The sequence below is a fragment of the Vreelandella sp. 2A-K22 genome, from assembly GCF_054065485.1.
In genome coordinates this window covers 37064-59939 of the sequence record NZ_JBSUGC010000010.1, presented here as the reverse complement: position 1 = coordinate 59939, position 22876 = coordinate 37064, and the positions used below count along the sequence as shown (strand labels likewise).

Genomic DNA, 22876 nt, shown 5'->3' with positions numbered 1-22876 from the left:
AAGAGTTATGGTTGTAATACGCTTGAGTCTAGCCAAGAGCGCACTAAAGGTGCTTGCTAATTCACTCTTCAAAAGCCTGGTTATTGATCATTACTTTCATTTTTTGAGATTTAACGCAATGATATTCAACAAACCACAAACAAATGAAATGGCACTATGAAGAAAGAAGCGACCAAACTAATCACCTTAGACAGGCATGATCAGCGCATTCTTACCCTGCTTCAGCAACAGGGGCGCATTACCAACAATGAGCTCGCCGAACAGATCGGGCTATCCCCCGCCGCCTGCTGGCGACGTGTAAAGGCTTTGGAAGATAGTGGCGTGATCCGCCGCTTTGCGGCGTTGGTGGAACCCAGCCTGGTGGGCCAGCCACTGTCGGCATTGGTGATGGTGACGTTGGTTCGCCACCACATCGACAACACCGTCGAGTTCGAAAACCGCATCCTGCAATACCCAGAAGTGCTGCAGTGCTATGCCACTACCGGCAACGCGGATTTCGTTCTGCGAGTGGTTATCGAAGACATGGCGGCTTATGACCGCTTTCTGAATGAGAAACTCTTCACCTTGGATGGCATTTCCCAGGTCAATTCCAATTTCGTGCTACGTAATATCAAAGAAGAGACCGCTATTCCGATTCGCTAACAAAACGCTGCTATGTAACGTCAACCGCAACGTTAGCCCACAACTTAAAGCAGGAAGCAGGCGCTACGCTTAATGCACTCGTCAATGACCTGGAGAAACCGCTAGAACCACACTTTGAGCAGGAAGTGGCAAGGCAACTTGCAGCAGGCAAACCGGCTCATTGTATCCCTCTAACGTAAAGCGCCCCCATCTGTGGATGGGAGCGCTTCAATCTCTCTATTCAGATCTATTGAGCACTTGTTCCTGAAAAGCTTCAGGAAGCCGGTTGACGTAATCGCGGGCTAGCGAACTCTCCTACCACGGTGATCAGCACCAGCAGTGCTAGCAACCACGGCCACTGAGTACCTATCTGGAGTGTCGCTAGGCCCAGCGTATCAATGAAAATTAACACGATGCCTAATGGGCTGACGTAACGCACCATAAATAGCCACAGTGCATGCTGGGTACGGGAGAGCCCTAGCTCCGCCCTGAATATTTCAGTACGCAGCAGGAAACCTGCCATTAGCGCCATACCCAAACCGCCTAACGGCATCATCCAGCGGGAGGTCAAGTAGTCCAGCCAATCGAAGAAAGTGCGACCTGCAAACGTCCAATCCGCGCCCATGTTGAATGACAGCATTGCCAAGGTACTCACCAACCACAGCACGATACCCACACCCCACGATGCTCGTTTACGCGTCAGCCCTTTGCTTGCAACAAGCCAGGCGACTGTCGCCTCAATCATCGAAATCGACGACGTAAGCGCAGCCATCGACAGCATGACAAAGAACAGAACGCCAAACAGCGTACCAAACGGCATCGCTTGGAAGGCCAATGGCAAGCTCATGAAGATCAATCCTGGCCCTTGGCCGGGATTCATTCCGTTTGCGAAAATAATCGGGAAAATAGCCAAGCCTGCCATTAGTGCAACAACGGTATCGGCAATGGCCACGCTGAATGTCGTGCGCGCGATGGAGTGCCCTTCTGGCAGGTAAGAGCCGTAGGTAAGAATCGCACCCGATGCGAGCGACAAGGTAAAGAAGGCATGCCCCAGCGCTGCTAATAATCCTTCACTGCTTAACCCTTCGGTATTGAAAGAGAACAGGAAAGACCATGCTTCAGCAAAGCCACCGGAAAAAGCACCGTAGCCGATCAATATACCCAGCATGATCACCATGCCTGGCATCATCCAGCTGACACTCTTTTCAATGCCAGCCTGTACGCCTTTGCCGACGATGAACATGGTCAGCACCGTCACTAGCGTACTCCAAGCACCTAGCGTGAAAGGGTTGGCATTATTAGCGGCGAAAATTGCCGCCATGTCATCGACGTTATTACCGGCCAGTCCGCCGCTCAGCATTTTCCACAGATAGGAAAATGACCAGCCAGCGACTACGACGTAGAACGACAGAATCATGAAACCACAGAGCATGGCCATCCAGCCAAAGATCGACCAAAAACTACCATGGCCCGACTCATGCACCACCCGACGGATAGCGTCAACCGGGCTTCCTCGCCCGCGGCGGCCAAAACTGATTTCAGCCATCATGATGGGGACGCCTACCGCCAATATGCAGGCCAGGTAGACCAGCACGAAAGCGCCACCCCCGAACTCGCCCGTGATGTAAGGAAACTTCCAGATATTACCGAGTCCCACTGCAGAACCAGTGGCTGCCAGTACAAATCCCCAGCGGCCCAGCCACAGCGTATTGGGAGGCGTATTTGTCGTTGTCATTGGGAAACCTTATAAATTTATATTGTTTTTTAGGCTATTTATTTATGAGCAGCTAGAACAGCTACTTAAGAGCGATTAGCTACTTATAAAAGCCAACCAACTGTGATCAACCAGTCATAAAGAGCAATCTATAAAGAGTCTATGGGGATAGCGATAGGGCAGGAATGGGGTCACATCACATTGAGCGCGATGCTACCCACATAAGCGAGTCTCAACTGTAAACTAATCGTTACGCGTAAGAGGATATGCCGAGGGCTGGGGTCTTGCCGTTGCGTTTTTCTGACACCCCGTAAACAAATCGTGACAGTTAATTCACCTGCCATGGGACTTTTTAAGAATCTTCTTGAGCACAAATGCCGTAACGCTTGAGCTTATTGGCAATAGTGGTGTGCGAAACGCCCAACCGCTTTCCTAACTGGCGGCTGGAAGGATACTGTTGATACAACGTACTTAAGATATTTCTTTCCACCTCCCCTAACATGTCGCTCAAGCTTCCCTCTAAGGGAATGCCAGTAAGCGCAGGCGACACTTCGCTCTGCGGAAGGCGCAAATGCGCTGGCTGAATGGCCGTCTCTTCGCATAATGACACCGCCTGAAACAGCACATTTTCCAACTGACGCACATTACCCGGCCAGTCGTAGCCGGTTATTTTTTCCAACGCAGCAGTCGAAAGCTCCGGTAAAGGACAGCCTATCTGACGCGCCGCACGATCAAGCACATAGGCCGCCAAGTCTTCGATGCCGTCCAGGCATTCGCGCAAAGGGGGCACCTGTAGAGAGAGCACATTGAGACGGTGATAAAGATCTAGCCGAAACAGACCTTCACTACATAGCTGAGGTAGGTTTTGCTGAGTGGCGCAGATCACCCGCACATCAAGAAAGGTTTCTTCGTCGCTCCCAACTCGACGGAATCCGCCATCCTGAAGGAAGCGTAACAGTTTCGTCTGCAGCCGAGGGCTCATTTCACCGACTTCATCAAGAAAGACCGTACCGCCTGCATTAAGCTCCAGAAGGCCAAGCTTTCCTTCCGGGCGAGCGCCCTCGAAGGCACCGGGTGCGTAACCGAAAAGCTCTGTTTCGGCCATTGATTCAGGAAGCCCAGCACAACTAAGCACCACGAACGGCGCTTGCCCACGGGGGCTGGCCAAATGACAGGCCCTGGCCACCAGCTCTTTCCCGGTTCCCGTTTCACCCATAATCAGTAGCGGTGCATCCAATGGCGCCATGCGACGCGCCTCGTTGATCACGGCCTCCAATCGCGAACTCGATTGAAAGATGGCTTCAAAGCCACGCAGCTCTTGGCGCTGTACTTGATAAATACGGGCACCGATGCGGTCAGCACGATGTAACGTCACAACCGCTCCGGCTAATGAATCTACATTCGTGTCTTCGGTGTGCAGGGGAGCTATATCAGCAAGATAGGTATCGCCTTTCAGCTTGATTCGCAGCCCATTGATGCGTGAGTTGTTACGGCGAATTAAATCGGGAAGATCTACCTCATCAAGGTAACGATCCAGCGAGAGCCCTGGTACTTCTTGAACACGCACCCCCAATACCTGGACAGCAATACGGTTGGCCGCCACAATCCGACCCTGCATATCTATCGACATCACTGGGTCAGAAAGCGAGGATAGCAGCGCATCCAACTCCAAATGGCGCCGTTCGCTGGGCATCAAGCTGGCGCGCTTAACGCCAAACACACCGGGAATGCCTTCCAATACTGGTTTAAGCGTACTCAACTGAGCATTAAGTAATTGTGGGACATGTAGATAGATGGTACTGCCGTGATCGCCCCCCACTTCACCTCGCGCGACATTAATTCTGTAGTCAGCAAATTGGGCCACAATATCGCGAAGAATGCCGATTCGATTCTGACAGTGAAATTTAAGACGCATAGAACCCTCACAGCACAAAACAAACGCAGTTACTTAGCCACCTTCTACCGGCAACCCCTGCTCCTCTTTCATACTACGCAGTATTATTTCAGAGCGAACCTGGGTGACATTAGGATGAGGCAATAAATGATGATGAATAAAGTCCGAAAACGCTGTTAGATCCTTGGCGATGATATGTAACACATAGTCTGCGTCTCCCGACACAGAATAGGCCTCACGAACCATGGCGTGCTTCGTCAGTAATGTCACAAAATCATCATCCATGCTTTCACCATGAGCTTTGAGATTAACCCTGGTGATAGCGCGCAGCCCAAACCCTAGGCTAGTAGCATCAAGCCTAGCCGAATAGCCCTTAATCACACCTTCGGCTTCTAGCCGCGCTTTGCGTCGGGAGCACTGAGAGGGAGACAGGCTGACTCGCTCACCCAGCTCTGAATTGGTGAGGGCTGAGTTCTTTTGCAATGCTGACAAAATTGCAAGATCATAACGATCCAATGAAATTCCGTGCATACAGCACTCCTTTTGCGCACATTCTATGCACTATTTGGCTGCATCTTAGGTTAGTTTGCAACCTAATTGTACCGGCTCTTCCCTATACTGAACTTGTCACCCAACAAGACAATAAAGGAGAGACAACGATGGGCCCCTTCCCTCATGACGCACCCAAAGCAACCATAAATGATGCAAACCCAGCGGGCACAGATGGCTTCGAGTTTGTTGAATTTGCACACCCCGAGCCGGAAAAACTAGATAGTTTATTTCGGCAAATGGGTTTCGTTCCTGTTGCAAAACATCGTGACAAGTCGATCACCGTTTATCGTCAAGGCGATATCAACTACCTGCTTAACAGTGAGCCTAACTCGCATGCGTCAGCATTTATTGAGGCGCACGGCCCCTGTGCTCCAGCAATGGCTTGGCGCGTCGTTGATGCTCAGCATGCGCTAAAACGTGCCGTCGACTTGGGTGCAGAAGAGTTCACAGGTAATAAGTCCATCGATGCGCCTGCGGTTATTGGCATAGGCGGTTCGCTGCTTTACTTTATTGATACGTATGGCGAAAAAGGCAGCTGTTATTCAAACGAATTTGAGTGGTTCGATGAGGTAGATCCTAATCCTAAGGGGTTTGGTTTTTACTATCTTGATCACCTCACTCATAACGTTATTCGCGGCAATATGGACACATGGTATAAGTTTTACCATGACACCTTTAACTTCCGCGAAATACGCTACTTTGATATCACCGGTAAAATGACAGGTCTTACCAGCCGTGCATTGACTTCTCCAGATGGTAAAATTCGCATACCCATTAACGAAAGTGCCGACGATCACAGCCAGATTGAAGAGTACTTGCGCGAATATAACGGCGAAGGCATTCAGCATATCGCCATTGCCACAAACGACATCTACTCCGGTACTGACTTAATCGCTGATGCAGGTCTCGAATTTATGCCTGGCCCGCCGAGCATCTACTACGAAAAGTCGCTAGAGCGTGTTAAAGACCACCAGGAGCCTCTCGATAAACTGCGCAGCCGTGGCATTTTGATTGACGGCGAAGGTGTCGTGGGCGGCGGCGAAACCCGAATTTTGCTACAAATTTTCTCCAAAACGGTGATTGGCCCCATCTTTTTCGAGTTCATCCAGCGTAAAGGCGATGATGGTTTTGGAGAGGGCAATTTTAAAGCACTTTTCGAGTCCATCGAAGAGGATCAGATTAACCGCGGCGTGTTGCAAAGTACCGCTGAATAGTAAAAGGGCACACCGTGCATGACGCTTGGCGTAACTATGAAAATGCCCCCCAAGAGGGGGCTGTTATTTGCCCTTCTAGCGCTATACCAGAAGGCAAAGCACGCTGCGTGGAAGTAATGAGCAGCAATGGATCTTTCCCGGTCATTGCAACACGCATAAATAGCACGATTTATTGCTACGTTAATGCCTGCCCTCACCAATATTTACCTTTAAACTATCGGTCGGACAGTATCATTTCATCAGATGGCCACCGTTTTCTATGCAGTGCGCATGGGGCGGCGTTTGACATTAAAACGGGAGACTGCTTAACAGGCGACTGTGACAAACTTGACGCCATACCTGTCGTTGAAGACTTAGCAGGCAACTTATGCATAAAGCATAGAGAGCCTTAACAGTATCACTTCATAAGTTCTAACTTATTTTTTATCTCTAGTTAAAAACCTGACAACCATGGCCAGATCGAATAAATAACCCACAATTATTCAGCCACATCATAAGCGAACTCAACGAGTTCGCTTATGAGCAATACAGCTCCTCAGAAACGCTATACTCACCAAAAGCCTATTACTGCCTAGATCAAGACTCCCTCATTCCGATACGTTTTGCCAATATCTCTTTCTCTAAGCGAGGCAGCATTGACTGAATACGAGTTAGCACATTAAAACACGTAGTTTAGGCGTCAGGATCAACCACATCGTCAGCGCTCAGGCCTTCATCGTCGCCTGCGACAACCTGCAATTGTTCGAGAAAGAATGCGCGGGCGGCCTCTCCATCAACATCTTTCGCAGCGGCCACTTCAAACCAGTCGCTGGGGAGGCTGGCCGCCAATTGCATGAAGTTTTCGACCTCTTCAGAAGGCAACTCGATAAAGGTGTTGCCCTCCTCCTTGGCAAACTCAACGCCACGCACATCGACGGTATCCATCATGAAACCAAACAGACGGGACAGCTTTTCGCCTGAGACATCCATAATGGCGTTACGGTCTTGCTCGGAAAGCGACTGCCAGGTATCAGGATTGATGACCAGGGAAAAGCTGCCACGATAGAAGCCGCCCGGCATTTGTACCGTGTAGGGCAATACCTCGGCTAATCGAAAGCTCTTAAGTCCCTCAAGGGTTAGCATTGCACCGTCGATCACTCCTTGCGTGGCTGCTTCGTATGTCCCACCTGGCGGTAGTGCGACACCGGTGAGGCTTAGCGCGCTGGAAATATCTGCCATCACGCCGCCCCCTATACGCGCCCGTCTACCTTGCAAATCGTCAAGGCTTTCGATCGGTTCAGCCAGGAAGAGCGCCCCAGGGCCATGCACTCCCAAACCCAGGACTTCTACGCCGCGATGCTCTCCGGCATCGCTTAGGTATTCTTGGTGAGTACGCCAGTAAGCCACGGAGGCATTTTCTGATGAAAAGTCTTCAAAGGTGGGGAATTCCGGTAGTTTGGTCAGCTCAAAGCGCCCTGGCATTAAACCGTGGAAGAGCCAGGTGACATCGGCGACACCGTCTGCCACCAACTCCATTTGCGCGTTAGGCGGCCCAAGGTCGTGGGTCACATTGACACTGACGCGACCATCGGTCGCCTCTTCAACCCATTTCCCCCATGTGGGCCAGACGATGGTATTAACGCCGTGGTTAGGGCCCGCCCAGGTACTCACTTGAAGCACGGTATCGGCCGCTGCCGCGCCTTGAAAAGAGCTCAAGAGCATCAGGGCTGAAAAGGTGGTCAACGTCGCCATTTTTTTCATTGTGATTATCCTTTTTGATGGTTCATGTACCCGATGGTGCCAGTGTAAAACAGAGGTTCTTTTAAGGGTGTTAACGTTTAGAGCGCCAAAGTCAGACGCTTGCCCGCTGCCCGCGAGCAGCAGGCCATCATTCGGTCATTAGCGTCGCGCTCCGTACGGCTGAGCACTAGGTCTCGGTGATCGATATTCCCATCGGTCACAGCCACTTCGCAGGTACCACACAGGCCTTCGCAGCAGTCGCTCGGTACATCCACCCCCGCCGCGGTTAGCGCCTCAAGCAGGGTCTGGTGGTTACCGACCTGCAGCGTCAGGTCGGAGTCCGCCAGCACTACTTCGAAGGCGTGCTCGTTCTCAGGATCGAGGATGTTGGAGCGAGCGGTGAAGTGCTCAACGTGCAAGGTACCCTCGGGCCACTTCTCCGCCAGCGACCCAAGCGCCTCCAGCAGGCGCTCAGGGCCGCAGGCGTAGACCTGTTCACCTTCGGCTAGGCTGCTAAGTGCACTCGGTAGATCAAGGCGACACCCTTCATCACCGGCATGGAGGGTTAGCGCGGCGCTATGGTCACGTTCGACTCTCTCCAAAAAGGCCATGGTTCGCCGTCCGGCACCGCAGTAGTGGAGTACATAGGGCTTGCCGAGAGCCTTGAGTCGATCCGCCATGGCAATAATCGGCGTGATGCCAATACCACCGGCTATCAGGGTATAGCGCGTTGCCGTCTCGTCCAGGTGGAAATGGTTCTTGGGACCAGCGATATGCAATACATCCCCCGGCTTGACCGTATCGTGGAAGTACACCGAGCCGCCGCGCCCCTCGGGTTCTCGCAGGATGGCGATGGAAAGACGGTTACGGTCATCGCGTGTCCCGCACAGTGAGTAGTAGCGGCGCCACTCTCCCGATACCAGCTCTATATGCGAACCGGGGGTCCAGTCGGGTAACTCACGCCCATGGGGATCCACCAAACCAACACAGATCACCGCCTCAGCTTCACGTTTCACCTCGGCGACCACGACCCGACGCACGATATCCTCCTTGATAGGTGCGCCAATATGGAAAAGCGTAGGGTTCTCCAACACATCGTGGTGTCGCCGTTCAGGATTCTGCGCAGGCTCCCACTCCACCCATAGCGACGTGGGCCCACGGAAAGAGGTGTTGGGCAGATACTCAAACGATTGGTCCTCGACCAGATCTATATGGGGTAACCGACGGACAAATTCATCAAGGATGATGCGCATCTCCATGCGGGCGATGTTCTTCCCCATGCACTGGTGCGCACCGTAGCCGAAAGTGAAGTGCTCCGCTGAGTTATGGCGGTAGATATCAAACTCGTCAGGATTTTCAAAGTGTCTCGGATCGCGGTTGGCCGACGCCTGCACGATTAACAGCTTACCCCCCTTCGGAATCGTCTTGCCCCCTAACTGGGTGTCTTCGGTCGCGATACGTCGCCAGGCCACGACCGAACCGGCGGCGCGCAGGCACTCCTCGATGGCGCTGGGGATCAAAGCAGGGTTCTCGCAGATGTCGTTCCATGACTCCTGGTTCGATAGCAGAGTACGAAAGGCATTGGTGGTGGCGAACGCGGTGGTCTCATGGGCAGCCACCAGAATGGCCATCATCATCGAGCGCAAATAGCTCTCCGGCACAATGTCAGGATGCCTGTTGTGCATGCGGATAGAGTCGTACATCCACCCCTCGCCGCTGGGATCGGCACACATGCGGTCGAGGATAGTTTGTGCGGTTTGCCAGAACTGGCCCACATCCTCGGCAATCTGCAGTTGCTGCTCCGGGGATGGGCGGCCCCAGGTATTCAGCGTGTGGGCAACCGAGAACTTGCGAAGCTCCTTGGCGTCCTCATTGGGAACACCCAGGAAGCGCAGCGCGACGGTCATGGGAATTTCCCGAAACATCTCGCCCACCAGATCTGCATGCCCCTTGTCGATGAAGCGATCCATATAGTCACGCACCAACTCACGTACCCACGCTTCATGCTTCTCAAGGTTCTCGGGCAGGAAGGCATCCATCAGGAGGCGGCGGCGTTCCATGTGATCCGGTTCATCCTCGTTGACCATGGTACGACGCATTGCGAAACCGTAGCCCTCGAGAATTTTCGTCGCCTCGGGCGGTGCGAGGGTTAGTTTCTCCAACGCGATAGAGGGCGAGAAGGTGACGTTGTCACGGAAAACCGCCTTCACATCTTCATAGCGGCTCACGACCCAGTAGTCGAGTTTGGGACTGTAGAACACCGGCTCCTGTTCGCGGAACCAACGCAGCGCCTCAGCGGGGTCAAGCTGATAAGGCGCATCGAAGGGATCGAATTCGGCCGCTTCAGGGGAGACTGGGCAACCGGTAGGCGATAATGCCACGGACGCCTGTGATGGTTGAAAAGGGCACTCGCCTGATGCACTACCAGAACGGTGAGACACTGATGCCATGAAGGGCTCCGTAAAATTAAGTGGCTCGTATTTGTTTTACTTTTATCGAACACTTAGTTTCTTTTAATGCACAATGAAGGTAGGCAGTTTCTGTCGGCGAGTCAACTCCTCAGCGTAGCTGCGTTAGTCTGTATCGCTTGGCTAACTATTGAGTCCTGTTATCGCGCCCACTTACCGAACCCTAATACCGAGGTGCTTTCTATGGCTAACAACACGTTGCAAACGCTTGATCGCGGACTCAAGGCACTGGAAATTGTCTCCGAGCATAGCGATGGCATTTCCATTGCCGACCTAGCTGAACGCCTCGATATTCATCGAGCCATTGCCTACCGCATCGTGACCACCCTGGCCAGCCATGGGCTGATTACGCGCACCCCCGAAGGCCCCATTCGCCTGGGTGCTGGTACGGCACTGCTTGCGTCTCGCTTTGAACCTCATCTGCGCGCTATTGCCCAGCCACTCTTGCAAGCACTAGCCAGAGCCACCCGCGCCACCGCTTTCATCTCTGTCGCTCAGGGGGAGGAATGCGTTGTGTTAATGGTGGCAGAGTCAGGAGAAATGCCTCTGCAAATCGGCTACCGAGTGGGTAGCCGCCATCCGTTGACGTTGGGCGCTGCCGGTATTGCCATCCTTGCCGAACGGCCCCCTCACCCGGAAGAAGGTGAGGCGATAAAGCAGGCACGACTCGACGGCTACAGCCTGACTCATGGGCAGCTACAACGCGGGGCAGTAGGCGTGGCCAGCGCTATCTCGTCCACATCGTTTCGCCCTACCATTGAGGCCTGTGTGGGCGTGGTGGCCATGGAGGATCTAGATAAAGAGACCGCTATCACGGAAGTAAAAGCAGCTGCCCAGCGAATTGCCGAACTGATCGCTCGATAACCTGGATTAATAAGACCTTTGAGGTGCCTCTCAGGACTCCAGCTGATTCTAAATGGCCATTACCAGGCAAACGAATACCTTCGTGAAACAAGCGTAGCCAGCAAGCTTAACGTCAGTACTCCTACCGATCGGCTTCGCCGCGCTAGGGCTACAATTCCTCATTGACGCTTTCCGTGCCGCTCAGCGTCTTCGTCGTAACAACCATGAGAGGGCAACCTCTTATGGCTAATTTAGTCATAAGTTGATTCACGGCCGCTTGATAATCGGTAAGGTGACACTTGGTAGAGTCCTACAGACGATATTATGTCGGCTGGCGTGCGGGTGCTGCCTCTGGAGAGAAGATTATTGGTCAAGGCGATTGCGCTCCAGGGCGTTACGATAGACCGCCAATAAACGATAGAAACCATGCACGAACTTGCCATAGGGCATGGTGATGAAAAGTGCCATAACCACGCCTAAATGCACCACCAGCATAACCCCCATGGCTGAGGTCTCACGTAGCAGCATTAGGGACAGGCCTGTTAAGCCGGTCAGCCACAGCAGCACTATGAAAGCCACATCCATTCCCATCTGGCGCACATCAGCAGTGTCCTGATCACGCACCAGCTTGAGGTACAAAAGCCCCGCCGGACCTATCAAAAGGCCGATGCCGCCCAAGGTACCGAACAGTTTGGGAAGACTGATAAAATCGTAGGGCGCCTGCCAGCCAAACACATAGTGATAGATGGTGCCGGTCACGGTCGCTGCGAAGCTAAGCATGAACCCGTAAAAGGTAAAATGGTGGAAGCGCCGCCGCCAGTGCGAATGATAGGCATCTGGGTAAGTGCAGCCAGCCTCTTCCTGACCGTGCAGATGCTGGAGTGAAAAAGTTTCTTTGAGTGCCTGCCGCCAGCTTTCGGCATCGCCAAGCCCAGTGACGCCCTCGCCGCTTTCGCGCCAAAAGCGCACCATCCCCATGATCAACGCTAACAGCACAAACAACGACACCGAGCCAAAGGTCACCGCCATGGTGTTATGTGGCAATAGCACGTAGAAGTCGCCACTATGCTGTGTGGTGACCAGTGCCGACAGATCACCATTTAGCGCAATGGCAATCAACAGGATGAGCGTCAACCCTACCGCCAGTGCCAAGGCGGCAAGCAAGCCACTGCGGTCAAACAGACGGGCCAACGGCTGTGGCCAAGCATACTGTCGATAAGACTCGACACGAAGCTTGGCCATTGACTGCGGTACGTTAACGGCAAACTCATGGGGCGGAGCGTACTGGCAAGCGTAGTAGCACTCACCGCAGTTGTGACATAGGTTGGCCAGATACTTAAGATCCTCGGGAGTGAACGTACGACGCCGCTCCATGGCCGGAAATACCGGGCAGAACCCTTCACAATACCGGCAGGCATTGCAGATCGTCATGTTGTTGCGGGTTTCTTCGATTAGTGCGTCAATCTTTTGCATAATTGCCTGCCTCTGTGCCTGCGATGCGACCAAATACGGTGCCGATGGTCATACCAAAGCCAGCAACATAGCCCTGGCCTAAAATATTACCGGCCATGATCTCACCGGCTAGGAAAACATTGTCCGCCAACTCGCCGTTAGCCATGTACATACGCGCTTTTTCATCGACTTTAGCGCCTAAGTAGGTGAAGGTAATGCCAGTACGAAGTGGGTAGCCGTAGAATGGAGGCTCGTCGATACGCTGCGCCCAATGGGTCTTTTCGGGCGTAACACCCTGTGTATGGCAATCGTCGAGCACACTGTGATCGAAGTTGCCAGGCTGTACGCCAGCATTGAATTCATCGACAGTTTTGAGTACGGCGTCAACCGGCAGATCGAGCTTAAGCGCCAACTCCTCAAGCGTATCGGCCTGCTCAGGGGGAAAAACTGAGGGCATAAAGCGCCCCTGCGCCTTGGAGTCGGTAATCGAATAGCCCACCTGCCCCGGCTGTTTGGCAATCAGCCGTCCCCAGATGGCATAACGCTTGGGCCAGAAGTCTTCGCCTTCGTCATAGAAGCGCTTGCCATCGCGGTTAACCACAATCCCCAGGGATACACAGTCGACACGGGTGACGATACCGCCATCGTACTTGGGCGCGCGTGCATCGATAGCTACCGCGTGACCTTGCGTTGGATCCCCAATCACCATGGCGCTGTTATCAATCAGGCTGCGCAGCATCTTACCCTGGTTGAAGCGAGTACCACGGATCAGGAAGTTACGGGAGACCTCTCCCCATGCTTCCTCCAACCACGCTTGGTTGGACTCGAAGCCGCCAGAGGCAATCACCACTGACTTAGCACTCACCTTGCGTGGTGAGCCATTGTAAGTCACCAACGCATGGTCAAAGCGGTTGTCATCAAAGACCAACTGTTCGGCTTCAGCCTCGTAGAGAATTGTCACCCCAAGTCGCTCAGCTGCCTGGTAGTAGGTATTGACGAGCGCTTTGCCGCCCCCCAGGAAAAAGGCGTTGGTTCGCCCCAGGTGCAGAGTGCCACCCAGCGATGGTTGAAAACGCACACCGTAGCTTTTCATCCACTCGGTGCAGGTTTCTGAGGCTCGAATCACATGCTTCGCCAACACTTCGTTGGTAATGCCGCCGGTAACACGCCAAACGTCATCGAAGAACTCATCCTCAAGGTAGGCGTCACTAAGCACATCAGTAGGCTCACGATGCATGCAACGCAAATTACGGGTGTGAATACTATTACCACCACGCCATTGACGCGGAGCACTCTCCAGTAACAGCACGCTGGCGCCCTGCTCACGCGCCGATAAAGCGGCACACAACGCAGCATTACCTCCACCAATCACCAGCACGTCATGGCCAGTCAGATCGGCCTCACTGAGCCGCTCTCCAGTCGATGACAACATTGGAACTCCCTCATGATTACTGACAAGAAGAGATGGTGACGGTAAAAGCGCACACCAAATTCTAATACATACAAATGTATCCAACAGTGTTCAAAATGACAAGTGTTGTTCATTGTCATATCATTACCATTCGTCAAAATCGCAATTTAAGGCTTGTAGCTATGACTGAATCCACACCACGCAAGCACGCCACCCAGGCAGCCAATCAGCGCGGCGAACCGCGCAGTGAGCAGGCCTACAGCTACATCATCGAAGCTATTAAGGAAGGCACCCTGCCACCAGGGACAAGGATTCGTGAAGTCGACTTATCTGAGCGCATAGGCTTAAGTCGTACACCCGTACGCGAAGCTCTTAATCGTTTACAGCTTGAAGGGTTGGTAGCTAATGATCCGATCCGTGGCACCATCATCACTGAACTCGACCACAGCATGATTAGCGAGCTATATGCTATGCGCGAGATGTTAGAGGGGACTGCTGCGGGCTTTGCCGCACAACACGCTTCAGAGGTTGAAATCGCTTTCCTACGCGAAATTAGCGATCGCGATGCACGGTTAAAGGAGACCCAAGATCTAGTTAAGAATAATAAGCTATTTCATAGCACTCTCTACCGCTGTGCACACAACCGCTACCTGCTTAAAATGCTGCACTCACTGCATGAATCAATGATGTTGCTTGGGCGTAGCACCCTAGCTAAACCAAACCGTGCCGAAGCCGCGCGCAGTGAGCATCAGGCAATCATTGACGCGCTCGAAGCACGCGACCCGGAAGCCGCGGAAAAGCTGGCACGCAACCATATCCGTGAGGCCTACAAGATCCGTCTAGAGGCTTTTTTTGAGAGTTATGACGACTAAATCAAGTACGAATCGCAAAAGGATCGCGGGCTTCGTTAGACAAGTCGATCATCAGGTTTTTAATCTCAAGGTACTCATCTAAAGCGTGCATTCCGCGCTCACGGCCACTACCACTGGCCTTAACCCCGCCGAATGGTGCTTGTGCAGCATTTGTGCGATAGGTATTGACCCATACCCCACCAACCTGAAGTTGTCTGGCAACGCGATGCGCTCTTGCCAAATTTTGCGTCCATAGCCCGGCGACTAACCCGTAAGCGGTGCCGTTAGCGATGGCGATAGCCTGCTCCTCCGTATCAAAGGGAATAATCGCTAACACTGGCCCAAACACTTCTTCTTGAGCCAGTTCGGAGTCCTGCGCCACATCAGAGAATACCGTCGGCTCGACGAAATAGCCGCGACCATATACTTCGCCCTGCGGCACCCTACCGCCCGCCGCCAACTTAGCACCCTGAGTGCGGGCACGTTCGATGAAGTCAAGTACTCGTTGATGCTGCCCCTGGGTCGCCATCGGGCCCATCTCAGTGTTCTCATCGCGAGGGTCACCAATACGAATCGCCCGGGCGCGTTCACAAACCTGCGCCACCACCTGATCGTAGATGTCCCGCTGCACCAGCAGTCGCGAGCCAGCAATACAGGTCTGACCGGCGGCGGCAAAGATCCCCGCCACGGCTCCGGTCACAGCCTGCTCAAGATCAGCATCGGCAAATACAATGTTGGCCGACTTACCTCCCAGTTCAAGGGTCACCGGTGTTAGATGCTCGGCGGCGGCCCGAGAAATCGCCTTGCCTGTAGCGGTACCGCCGGTGAAACTGATCAGGTCGACATCAGGGTGCCCGGTGAGTGCCGCACCGACGCTACCGTCACCGGTCACCACGTTAATCACGCCAGGAGGAAAGCCAGCTCTTTCGCACAGCTCAGCGAAAGCCAGGGTGGTCACGCTCGCCATCTCTGAGGGCTTAATTACAACGGTGCAACCCGCCGCCAAGGCCGGTGCAAGCTTGTTGGCGAGGATCGCTATCGGCGAGTTCCAAGAGGTGATCAAGGCTGCCACGCCGCGCGGCTCGCGAGTAGTGAAATCAACCAGCTCAGGGCGGTCTAGCGGAATGCTCTCGCCTTGGAGCTTGTCCGCCCAGCCAGCAAAGTAGCGGTAGTTGCGAGCCGCAAAACGCATCTGCACCCGTGTCTCGCGGATTACCTTGCCGTTGTCAGTGGTCTCAAGTTGGGCCATGCGCTCGGTGTCGGATTCGAGCAGATTAGCCAATTCGTGCATTAGCGCAGCGCGTTGTAGGCCATTTGTAGACCGCCATTCGGTTTCAAAGGCATGTCGTGCAGCTTGCACCGCGGCGTCAACATCAGAAGCAGTTGCCTGAGGGATCAATGCCCATGCCTGCTGGTTAAGCGGATTGATCGATTCCAGCACTTTTCCATCTGCCGCATCACACCATTGATCGCCAATACGAAGTTGATAGCGCTTCATCTCACCCATTACATCATTCCTTCAATTTAGTTATATGTATTAGTTTAACGTTGCAGCATTTCTGGAGAATGGCTTCACGAACGCTAGAACAAACAGCAGTACAACCGCTCCCGCGAACAGGGCATAAAGGGAAGGGATAATGGCCATAGCCGCTGATACAATGCACAGCAGTGCGCCTATTTTCCTCTTCATGTCTTTTTCAAAAATATCAGAGAGTACGATCGACGCTGATACCACTAGCACTGCGCCAGACAGCACCGCTTCCAATATCTGGGACACATCTCCGTTAAAGAGAACGCCTGGGTAGGTAATAAACAGAAACGGAATCACGTAGGTGACGGCTGCCAAGCGTACAGCCTGCAGCGCAGTTCTTTCCCAGCGGGTATCGGCAATCGAGGAAGCAACAAATACGGCAACACACAAAGGAGGTGTAATCACCGAAATGGTCGCGAAGTAGAAGACGAACATATGCGCGGCAATCGGCTCCACTCCTGCTGACACTAGTGCGGGCGCCATGACCGCCGCTACCAGTACGTAGGCTGCGGTTGTCGGAATGCCCATGCCCAACAACAAGCAGGCCAGCGCCACAATAAAGGCGACACCAAACAGGTAACCACCGCCCAGACCAACTGCCAAGGACGATATTGTCACGCCCACTCCGGTCATATTTATCATCGCGACAACAATCTGAGCGCTTACCAGCATCGTGATAATGATCAATATGCCGTAACCAGTATCCACGCACGAGTCAACAAAAGTGTTCAGTACCGGCTTGATGCCTTCGCCGCGGACTATTACGGCCACCGTATAGGTAATCAGCATTCCCACGATGGACAAGGAGGCCGAGAAAGCGACCGAGCGACCGCTTAACACCATCACCACCAACACCCCAAGACCAACTAACAGCGGTGCTGATTTAGAAAGCTTAATGGCATCCCTAATCTTAGGCACATCGTTCTCTTCCGACAGCCCGCCGATTCCCTTTCTCAAGGCGATTAGGTGAATGGTCATAAACACGCTGGAATAAAACATCAACGCAGGGATCAAAGCAGCCAACGCCACCGACAGATAGCTGACACCCAACGTCTCGGCCATTATAAATGCCGCCGCACCAAGAATCGGTGGTGTCAGTTGCCCACCAGTGGAAGCCACCGCCTCTACAGCACCAGCAATCGGTGCGGGATAGCCCATCCTTTTCATCAAGGGAATAGTCATAGCGCCAGTGGTGGCCACATTGGCTACCGCACTACCATTTACCGAACCGAATGCTGCCGAGGCGACAGTTGCCATCTTGGCTGCCCCACCAACCCGGTTGGCCGCAAAAATCATGGCAAGATCCATAAAGACCTTGCTGCCGCCAGTACGGATAAGAACAGCACCAAACAGCACAAAAGAGGCAATAACCGTCGCGCCAATACCCGTCAGCATGCCCCACAACCCCAGATCCGACAGGAAAAGGGTTTCGACAACCAACTCAACGCCATACCCACGATGTCCAAAATCACCTGACAATCTATCGCCAAAGAAGACATAAGCCAGAGACAGCAACACCATCAATGGAAACGCGATCCCAACGGAGCGTCGGCATATTTCCAGTACCGTGATCACCAGAAATACACATAAGGTGATATCCACCACCCCAGCGATAGGCAACTGCGTGAGGATGCGGTTTTGATTCCAGGCCACATAAAGACACGCGACAATGGCAAAAACGCACAGCAAGCCATCAATGGCTCGCCCCAGGAAAAGAAAACGTCCTTTTATACTTGGCGGATACACCATGAATGCCAATAAAATCACACTTGCCAGCATCACCGAACGCTGCACAAGAGAATCAAAAGCACCAGCGATCCCCGTATAAAGGATCATCATGCCAAGTGAGAATGCAACCAGCTTTTTTACCACCTCAGGAAGCCTGGATGATGTACTTTCTATAGGCTGTGATTCCGATTCAACAGCTTCTAACATAAGTCTCACCATGAAGATAACTTCACGCCAGAAGGCAATAGAGCTAACACTCAAGTCAGCTCTATTTCATAAAAACGACCACTCTTTATTTCACAACTTAGGGTTTAAGATGTTCAGGGACTTCATATCCCTGCTCTTCAAAATAGCGAATAGCGCCGGGATGAAGAGGCGTCGTTGCAAGCTCAATTGTCATCTCTGGGATATCTGCATCTTTTAAAACTGAGAAAGCGGCCGCCTGAGCATCCTGATGCTCGACGATAGCTTTAACGATGTTGTAGGCAACCTCTTCATCCAAGTCAGCTCTTGAACTTACCGTGTTGCCATACGCCCAGGTGGTATATGCCGGATAGCCATCACCAGCCTCATTCTCTTCAATATTCATGATGCCCAAGCTAGGCAGTTCCTGGCGAATGGCATCTGCCTGCTCATCGCTCAAGCCAAGAATATTAACTGGGGTCATAGTGGCGATATCGATACTGGAGGCATCCAGCATTCGGCCATTACCACTCTTCACATAACCTTTGACACGGTTATCCTTGATCTGGTTAACCATGTCGGTTGTGGAACCACGCACATAGTCAGGCGTTACACCGATCACATCGAACACCGCTTCGGCAGTCGCTTCCGTGCCCGATCCAACAATACCCGGGTTGAATTTGACACCTTCCAGATCACTGATAGTGTTCAGGCCAGCATCCGCTCTCACTACGACATTCTGCGCCGAAGGGCCATACACCCATAGCACATTAGTGGGGACTTCATTACCCTCGAACGCCCCCTCGCCGTGATAGGCATCATAGGCAACATTGGTGGTCACTAAGCCCATATCGGCCTGATTACGTTTGATCCTTCTCAAGTTATCAATGGTTGCTCCTGTCTCCATAACGGAAGAGCGAACATCATCGACATGCTCGTTAATAATCTGGGAAACCGCGACGAAATAACCATAATGTGATGACGAAGAGGATGTAGAACCAATCGTCAATCGAGTATCGGCATGGGCAACGCCTGCTGCACATAAGGAAATTACCACCGCCAGCACGGATGCTTGCTTCGTATAAGCCATAGTCACCTCTCGTAATTGTTATATATTTAACTTTCCGTTAAAGACTAAACTCAGTCATTGCGCATACTATTGACGATGACCGGAAAGTACTGCTCTCCGTATCCTTCCTTTATAGCTTTCTGAAATAGGGACTTCGTATTTTCTGCCATTCCCAACGTCAAGCCGTAATTCTCTGCCAGTTCCAGCGCATAGCTGAGGTCTTTTAATGCATATGAGGTAGGGAATTTTTTTTCTGGGAAATCATTTTCGAGCATGAATTTCATGCAATGGTTGCGCAGGGCAAAGCTATCTGCGGACCCTAACGACATAGCTTCAAAAATCTTTTTAGGGTCGGCGCCACTTTTCCCACAAATCACCAATGCCTCGGAAAGGCTGGCCACCGTATCGAAGAGCACCATATTATTCAGAATCTTGGCCAGTTGGCCGGCCCCAACATCCCCACAATGGATGATGTCTGATGCAATGTTCTGCAGCAGCTCTTGAATATTTCCGTAAATGGTTTCGGAGCAACCCACCATGACGCACAAGTTGCCATCGACAGCAGCCTGTCGGGTACGCGCTACAGGCGCATCGGCAAATTTCACCTTATAAGCCTGCAGCTCACACTCCAACCACCTAGCATCCTCGACAGAGGTTGTGCTCAAATCGACGACGGCAGCACCTTGTTTGAGCTCTCTAGCGATGCCGTCCTCACCTAGCATCAGGTCTTTTACATGCTTGCCACTTGGCAAAGACAGGAAGAGGACATCACTCTCGCGAGCGACTTGCAGAGCGTCTGCGCCCTTCTGCACACCCTCAGCAACCAGTCTCTCCAGCGGCTCAGAGGCAAGGTCATAGGCCAACACCTTCTTACCAGACCCTTTGGCCAGGTTTTTACACATGGGCTCACCCATTGCCCCCAGGCCAATAAAACCAATAGTACTAATCAAACCAACACCTCCAATAAGAATACTTTTGAATACCGTTGGATACTATAATACACACACTAGCTCATAGAGCTGCAATTATCACGACATACTTTGGTCGCAATGTATGATGAAAACCGATAGCGAACCGCTGCACAAATTGTGGGGGAACTATCTGAGCGCCATAACAGCACCAGAACAAAAAGTTATCCCTCGGGCGCAATTTACTGGACGAGTGTATGTTCTGGTGGCAATGACAATGAGAAGTGAGCCGCCAAGGTGTGCGGCACTTTTTTGAGCACTAATAGCCCTGTAGGGATCAAGGGTTGGCTGTCCTTCAATAATAATTGTTATATATTTAAATATTTCTTTAACGCAGCTCTCAGGAGAACCAAAAACAGCATGGCTAATTATTAATCTCTTTTATATCCTCCTAAATCCATTCAGTTAAATACCTTCCAAGCGCATATCTCTCTGATTAAGTTATTGGTGATGTAAACGCAAACCAGAGCGCGGCCAAGGAACAGCTAACAGCTGACCATAACCTGATAGCGTGATGTAAGCAGTCTGCAAGTTCGATCCACCAAAGCAGATATTAGTGCAATACCCTTCAGGGGCTTCATGAAACTCCAGCAAATCCCCCTGCGGAGAAAAAACACTGATCCCCCCATCCACCAGGGTGGCGACACAAATGTTACCACTCTCTTCCAAAGCCATAGAGTCAAGGCGCTGATAGCCCGGCAGGCCGTGAACCAACTTGCCGCCATTGGGAGATGGCCAAGGCTCCTGACCCAGCTCACCGGGCGCGGTGATCGGATAACGCCAAAGCCGACTGGTTTCGGTTTCAGAGACGTACAACATACGCCCATCTGGCGACAGGCCAACCCCATTGGGCGTCAGCAGATGCTTTGCCGCGCGGCGAATCGAGCTACCGTCGCATCGGGCATAGTAGAGGTAACCCAGCATAATGCGGTCATCAAATTTCTTGCCAAAGTCGGTAAACCAGAAACCACCCTGATCGTCAAAAACGATATCGTTAGGGCCATGCAGCGGAACGCCCTGGCAGTGGGTGTAAAGCGTCTCAACAGAGCCGGTGACAAGGTTGACTCTTTGAATCGAACCGCCGTCATAATCGGATGCAGCGCCGGTAGGTCGGCTGTAGCCATCGTCAGTACGCCAACTGAATCCACCATTGTTGCAGATATAACAGTGCCCATCCGGCCCGAGAGCCGCCCCATTTGGCCCCCCACCCACCTCCGCCACGGTCTGTAGCTCGCCGTCAGGTAGGACACGCGTCAAGCGGCCTCTTTGAATCTCCACGACTAATATGCTGCCATCTTCCATGGCAATCGGCCCTTCAGGAAACGCCAGTCCACTGGCTAGCACCTTGCCCTGCAATTTTGTTCTGCTCATGTCATCTCTCCTGTGAACTGCCTGCTTTTCCCGCAGCCCTGCACACCCGCCTAAAACTGCCGGGCCATTTGCTGAGCCCGGCGACACCACTTACTGCATACCTTCAATTACCTCTTGAGTTGGCAGGCCGCGCGCTTTCAAAGGTTCTGCCCAGCGGTCATAGACGCCTTCAAGGTTGGCGTGTGCTTGTTCAAGATCGCTATCAGATAGGGGCACTTGGGCAATACCGTACTCCTCCTCAAGTGTCTGGATGATTTCCGGTTCAGAGTTATCCACGTAATCACAGTAGGTTTGCATAGCGTACCTTCCTGCCTCTACCAGAATATCCTGTTGCTGCTGTGACAGGCGCTCCCACACTCGGTCACTAATCGAGTAGGTGAGACCAAAGCTAGCGACGGAGAAGTTCGGAATTAATTGATCCAGTGCTGGTGCAAGGCCATAGTCCAGGATGCCTCGAAGCGGGTAATACACACCATCCAGCGTACCGCGAGAGAGTGATGTTAGTACGTCTGAAGCCTGCATTGTGACAGGGCTTGAACCCAGAGCATCAGCGGTGAGTGTCATAGGTCCACCGGCAGTACGCATTCGCAGACCATTCAAGTCATCGAGCGACGAAATATCGCTGTTGTTGGTCAGTATTCGATAGCGCCCCATATTGCCCACCCAAAGAGGGCGGATGTGATGCCGCTTGAACTCCGCTTCATAAATAGCCCCACCTGGCTGGGCCATCTCATAGAAGCTATCCGCCGCGCTACAGGAGTTTTTTACGATTTCCGGTAGCTCAACAACGCCAGACAAAGGGAGCTTTTCCGGTATATAAGCCGGAGATACGTTGGCAATATCCGCCACACCTGTCTGCAACAAGGTCAGAGATTCAGAACCACGCCCAAGTTGTTCTGCCGGATAAAAGTCGAACTGTATCTGTCCGTCGGAGAGCTCCGCCACCTTTTCCATAAACGGGTTGGCCCCATACTCTATGGCAAAAGAAGTGGTGGGCAGCCATTCGGCAAACTTCAATGTCACTGGTTCAACCTCTGCCGCGGAGACTGAACCGCATGCCAAAACACCCGTCAACAGCAGTGGAAGGTGCTTTTTATAGTTATTCATGATGGTACTCCCTTTTATCGCTCTTCAGTTTTTGTGCCAGTCATTAATCAATACAGCGGGATAAACAAAATCTTCCAATAATGCATGGTGCATTGATGATAGGTATAACGTTTTTACAACAAGCTTAAACCTTAACCCACCTTTATATAGATGAACCCTATCTATCGTTGACCCAAACTC

General features: G+C 52.4%; 18 protein-coding genes. 5 read left to right on the top strand and 13 right to left on the bottom strand.

Annotated elements, in window-relative coordinates:
* Nucleotides 1-156: 156 nt before the first annotated feature.
* Nucleotides 157-642, top strand: a complete 486-nt coding sequence (locus ACW17M_RS14550; RefSeq protein WP_457547690.1) for an Lrp/AsnC family transcriptional regulator — start codon at nt 157-159, stop codon at nt 640-642.
* Nucleotides 643-895: 253 nt separating this feature from the next.
* On the opposite strand, the gene ACW17M_RS14545 is transcribed toward ACW17M_RS14550, so the two are convergent.
* The 3 genes from ACW17M_RS14545 to ACW17M_RS14535 form a co-directional block, all read right to left on the bottom strand.
* Nucleotides 896-2356 (bottom strand): sodium-dependent transporter, encoded by a 1461-nt coding sequence (locus ACW17M_RS14545; protein ID WP_457547689.1) that lies wholly within the window; start codon nt 2354-2356, stop codon nt 896-898.
* A 331-nt stretch (nt 2357-2687) separates the two neighbouring features.
* The gene (locus tag ACW17M_RS14540; RefSeq protein WP_457547688.1) at nt 2688-4250 is read right to left on the bottom strand and encodes a sigma-54-dependent transcriptional regulator; all 1563 of its coding nucleotides are present in this window, start codon (nt 4248-4250) and stop codon (nt 2688-2690) included.
* Between the two features lie 33 nt (nt 4251-4283).
* Nucleotides 4284-4760 (bottom strand): Lrp/AsnC family transcriptional regulator, encoded by a 477-nt coding sequence (locus tag ACW17M_RS14535; protein ID WP_022521423.1) that lies wholly within the window; start codon nt 4758-4760, stop codon nt 4284-4286.
* Between the two features lie 128 nt (nt 4761-4888).
* Here ACW17M_RS14535 and hppD point away from each other — a divergent pair, with 128 nt between their 5' ends.
* On the top strand, nt 4889-5995 hold the full coding sequence (gene hppD / locus ACW17M_RS14530; RefSeq protein ID WP_022521422.1) for a 4-hydroxyphenylpyruvate dioxygenase: 1107 nt from the start codon (nt 4889-4891) through the stop codon (nt 5993-5995).
* A 14-nt stretch (nt 5996-6009) separates the two neighbouring features.
* The gene (locus ACW17M_RS14525) at nt 6010-6387 is read left to right on the top strand and encodes a Rieske (2Fe-2S) protein (RefSeq protein ID WP_457547687.1); all 378 of its coding nucleotides are present in this window, start codon (nt 6010-6012) and stop codon (nt 6385-6387) included.
* A 280-nt stretch (nt 6388-6667) separates the two neighbouring features.
* On the opposite strand, the gene ACW17M_RS14520 is transcribed toward ACW17M_RS14525, so the two are convergent.
* Both ACW17M_RS14520 and ACW17M_RS14515 read right to left on the bottom strand, forming a co-directional pair.
* Nucleotides 6668-7735 (bottom strand): TRAP transporter substrate-binding protein, encoded by a 1068-nt coding sequence (locus ACW17M_RS14520; RefSeq protein WP_009286077.1) that lies wholly within the window; start codon nt 7733-7735, stop codon nt 6668-6670.
* Nucleotides 7736-7812: 77 nt separating this feature from the next.
* Nucleotides 7813-10164, bottom strand: coding sequence for a cytochrome P450 (locus ACW17M_RS14515; protein ID WP_457547686.1), 2352 nt, complete (start codon nt 10162-10164; stop codon nt 7813-7815).
* 201 nt (nt 10165-10365) lie between these two features.
* Between ACW17M_RS14515 and ACW17M_RS14510 the strand changes: the two genes are divergently transcribed.
* The gene (locus tag ACW17M_RS14510) at nt 10366-11046 is read left to right on the top strand and encodes an IclR family transcriptional regulator (RefSeq protein WP_342584227.1); all 681 of its coding nucleotides are present in this window, start codon (nt 10366-10368) and stop codon (nt 11044-11046) included.
* A gap of 342 nt (nt 11047-11388) precedes the next feature.
* Here ACW17M_RS14510 and tcuB read toward each other — a convergent pair whose 3' ends face one another.
* Complete coding sequence (gene tcuB, locus ACW17M_RS14505) at nt 11389-12498, bottom strand: tricarballylate utilization 4Fe-4S protein TcuB (RefSeq protein WP_400669398.1); 1110 nt, start codon at nt 12496-12498, stop codon at nt 11389-11391.
* On the bottom strand, nt 12485-13909 hold the full coding sequence (gene tcuA, locus ACW17M_RS14500; protein WP_051430488.1) for an FAD-dependent tricarballylate dehydrogenase TcuA: 1425 nt from the start codon (nt 13907-13909) through the stop codon (nt 12485-12487). Before tcuA ends, tcuB begins: the two co-directional genes overlap by 14 nt.
* Nucleotides 13910-14070: 161 nt before the next feature.
* On the opposite strand from tcuA, the gene ACW17M_RS14495 reads away from it, so the two are divergent.
* Nucleotides 14071-14760: a GntR family transcriptional regulator gene (locus ACW17M_RS14495; RefSeq protein WP_027958360.1), complete on the top strand. Its 690-nt coding sequence runs from the start codon at nt 14071-14073 to the stop codon at nt 14758-14760.
* Nucleotide 14761: 1 nt separating this feature from the next.
* On the opposite strand, the gene ACW17M_RS14490 is transcribed toward ACW17M_RS14495, so the two are convergent.
* The 6 genes from ACW17M_RS14490 to dctP form a co-directional block, all read right to left on the bottom strand.
* Nucleotides 14762-16246, bottom strand: a complete 1485-nt coding sequence (locus tag ACW17M_RS14490) for an aldehyde dehydrogenase (RefSeq protein ID WP_457547685.1) — start codon at nt 16244-16246, stop codon at nt 14762-14764.
* A gap of 30 nt (nt 16247-16276) precedes the next feature.
* Nucleotides 16277-18205 carry a TRAP transporter permease gene (locus ACW17M_RS14485; RefSeq protein ID WP_457547684.1) on the bottom strand — a complete coding sequence of 643 codons (1929 nt, stop codon included), beginning with the start codon at nt 18203-18205 and terminating at the stop codon, nt 16277-16279.
* 97 nt (nt 18206-18302) lie between these two features.
* Nucleotides 18303-19271, bottom strand: coding sequence for a TAXI family TRAP transporter solute-binding subunit (locus tag ACW17M_RS14480; RefSeq protein ID WP_022521412.1), 969 nt, complete (start codon nt 19269-19271; stop codon nt 18303-18305).
* 50 nt (nt 19272-19321) lie between these two features.
* Nucleotides 19322-20200, bottom strand: coding sequence for an NAD(P)-dependent oxidoreductase (locus tag ACW17M_RS14475; RefSeq protein ID WP_457547683.1), 879 nt, complete (start codon nt 20198-20200; stop codon nt 19322-19324).
* Between the two features lie 459 nt (nt 20201-20659).
* Nucleotides 20660-21589 carry an SMP-30/gluconolactonase/LRE family protein gene (locus ACW17M_RS14470; protein WP_027958364.1) on the bottom strand — a complete coding sequence of 310 codons (930 nt, stop codon included), beginning with the start codon at nt 21587-21589 and terminating at the stop codon, nt 20660-20662.
* Nucleotides 21590-21679: 90 nt separating this feature from the next.
* Entirely contained in the window at nt 21680-22696 is a 1017-nt protein-coding gene (gene dctP / locus ACW17M_RS14465) for a TRAP transporter substrate-binding protein DctP (RefSeq protein WP_022521409.1), read from the bottom strand.
* Nucleotides 22697-22876 lie beyond the last annotated feature (180 nt).

What these genes read in the sequence shown, in the direction of transcription:
- ACW17M_RS14545 (WP_457547689.1), bottom strand. Translation starts at nt 2,356, where the DNA reads ATGACAACGACAAATACGCCTCCCAATACGCTGTGGCTGGGCCGCTGG.
- tcuB (WP_400669398.1), bottom strand. Translation starts at nt 12,498, where the DNA reads ATGCAAAAGATTGACGCACTAATCGAAGAAACCCGCAACAACATGACG.
- ACW17M_RS14550 (WP_457547690.1), top strand. Translation starts at nt 157, where the DNA reads ATGAAGAAAGAAGCGACCAAACTAATCACCTTAGACAGGCATGATCAG.
- ACW17M_RS14485 (WP_457547684.1), bottom strand. Translation starts at nt 18,205, where the DNA reads ATGTTAGAAGCTGTTGAATCGGAATCACAGCCTATAGAAAGTACATCA.
- ACW17M_RS14540 (WP_457547688.1), bottom strand. Translation starts at nt 4,250, where the DNA reads ATGCGTCTTAAATTTCACTGTCAGAATCGAATCGGCATTCTTCGCGAT.
- ACW17M_RS14510 (WP_342584227.1), top strand. Translation starts at nt 10,366, where the DNA reads ATGGCTAACAACACGTTGCAAACGCTTGATCGCGGACTCAAGGCACTG.
- hppD (WP_022521422.1), top strand. Translation starts at nt 4,889, where the DNA reads ATGGGCCCCTTCCCTCATGACGCACCCAAAGCAACCATAAATGATGCA.
- ACW17M_RS14490 (WP_457547685.1), bottom strand. Translation starts at nt 16,246, where the DNA reads ATGGGTGAGATGAAGCGCTATCAACTTCGTATTGGCGATCAATGGTGT.
- ACW17M_RS14495 (WP_027958360.1), top strand. Translation starts at nt 14,071, where the DNA reads ATGACTGAATCCACACCACGCAAGCACGCCACCCAGGCAGCCAATCAG.
- ACW17M_RS14515 (WP_457547686.1), bottom strand. Translation starts at nt 10,164, where the DNA reads ATGGCATCAGTGTCTCACCGTTCTGGTAGTGCATCAGGCGAGTGCCCT.
- ACW17M_RS14480 (WP_022521412.1), bottom strand. Translation starts at nt 19,271, where the DNA reads ATGGCTTATACGAAGCAAGCATCCGTGCTGGCGGTGGTAATTTCCTTA.
- ACW17M_RS14470 (WP_027958364.1), bottom strand. Translation starts at nt 21,589, where the DNA reads ATGAGCAGAACAAAATTGCAGGGCAAGGTGCTAGCCAGTGGACTGGCG.
- ACW17M_RS14520 (WP_009286077.1), bottom strand. Translation starts at nt 7,735, where the DNA reads ATGAAAAAAATGGCGACGTTGACCACCTTTTCAGCCCTGATGCTCTTG.
- dctP (WP_022521409.1), bottom strand. Translation starts at nt 22,696, where the DNA reads ATGAATAACTATAAAAAGCACCTTCCACTGCTGTTGACGGGTGTTTTG.
- ACW17M_RS14535 (WP_022521423.1), bottom strand. Translation starts at nt 4,760, where the DNA reads ATGCACGGAATTTCATTGGATCGTTATGATCTTGCAATTTTGTCAGCA.
- tcuA (WP_051430488.1), bottom strand. Translation starts at nt 13,909, where the DNA reads ATGTTGTCATCGACTGGAGAGCGGCTCAGTGAGGCCGATCTGACTGGC.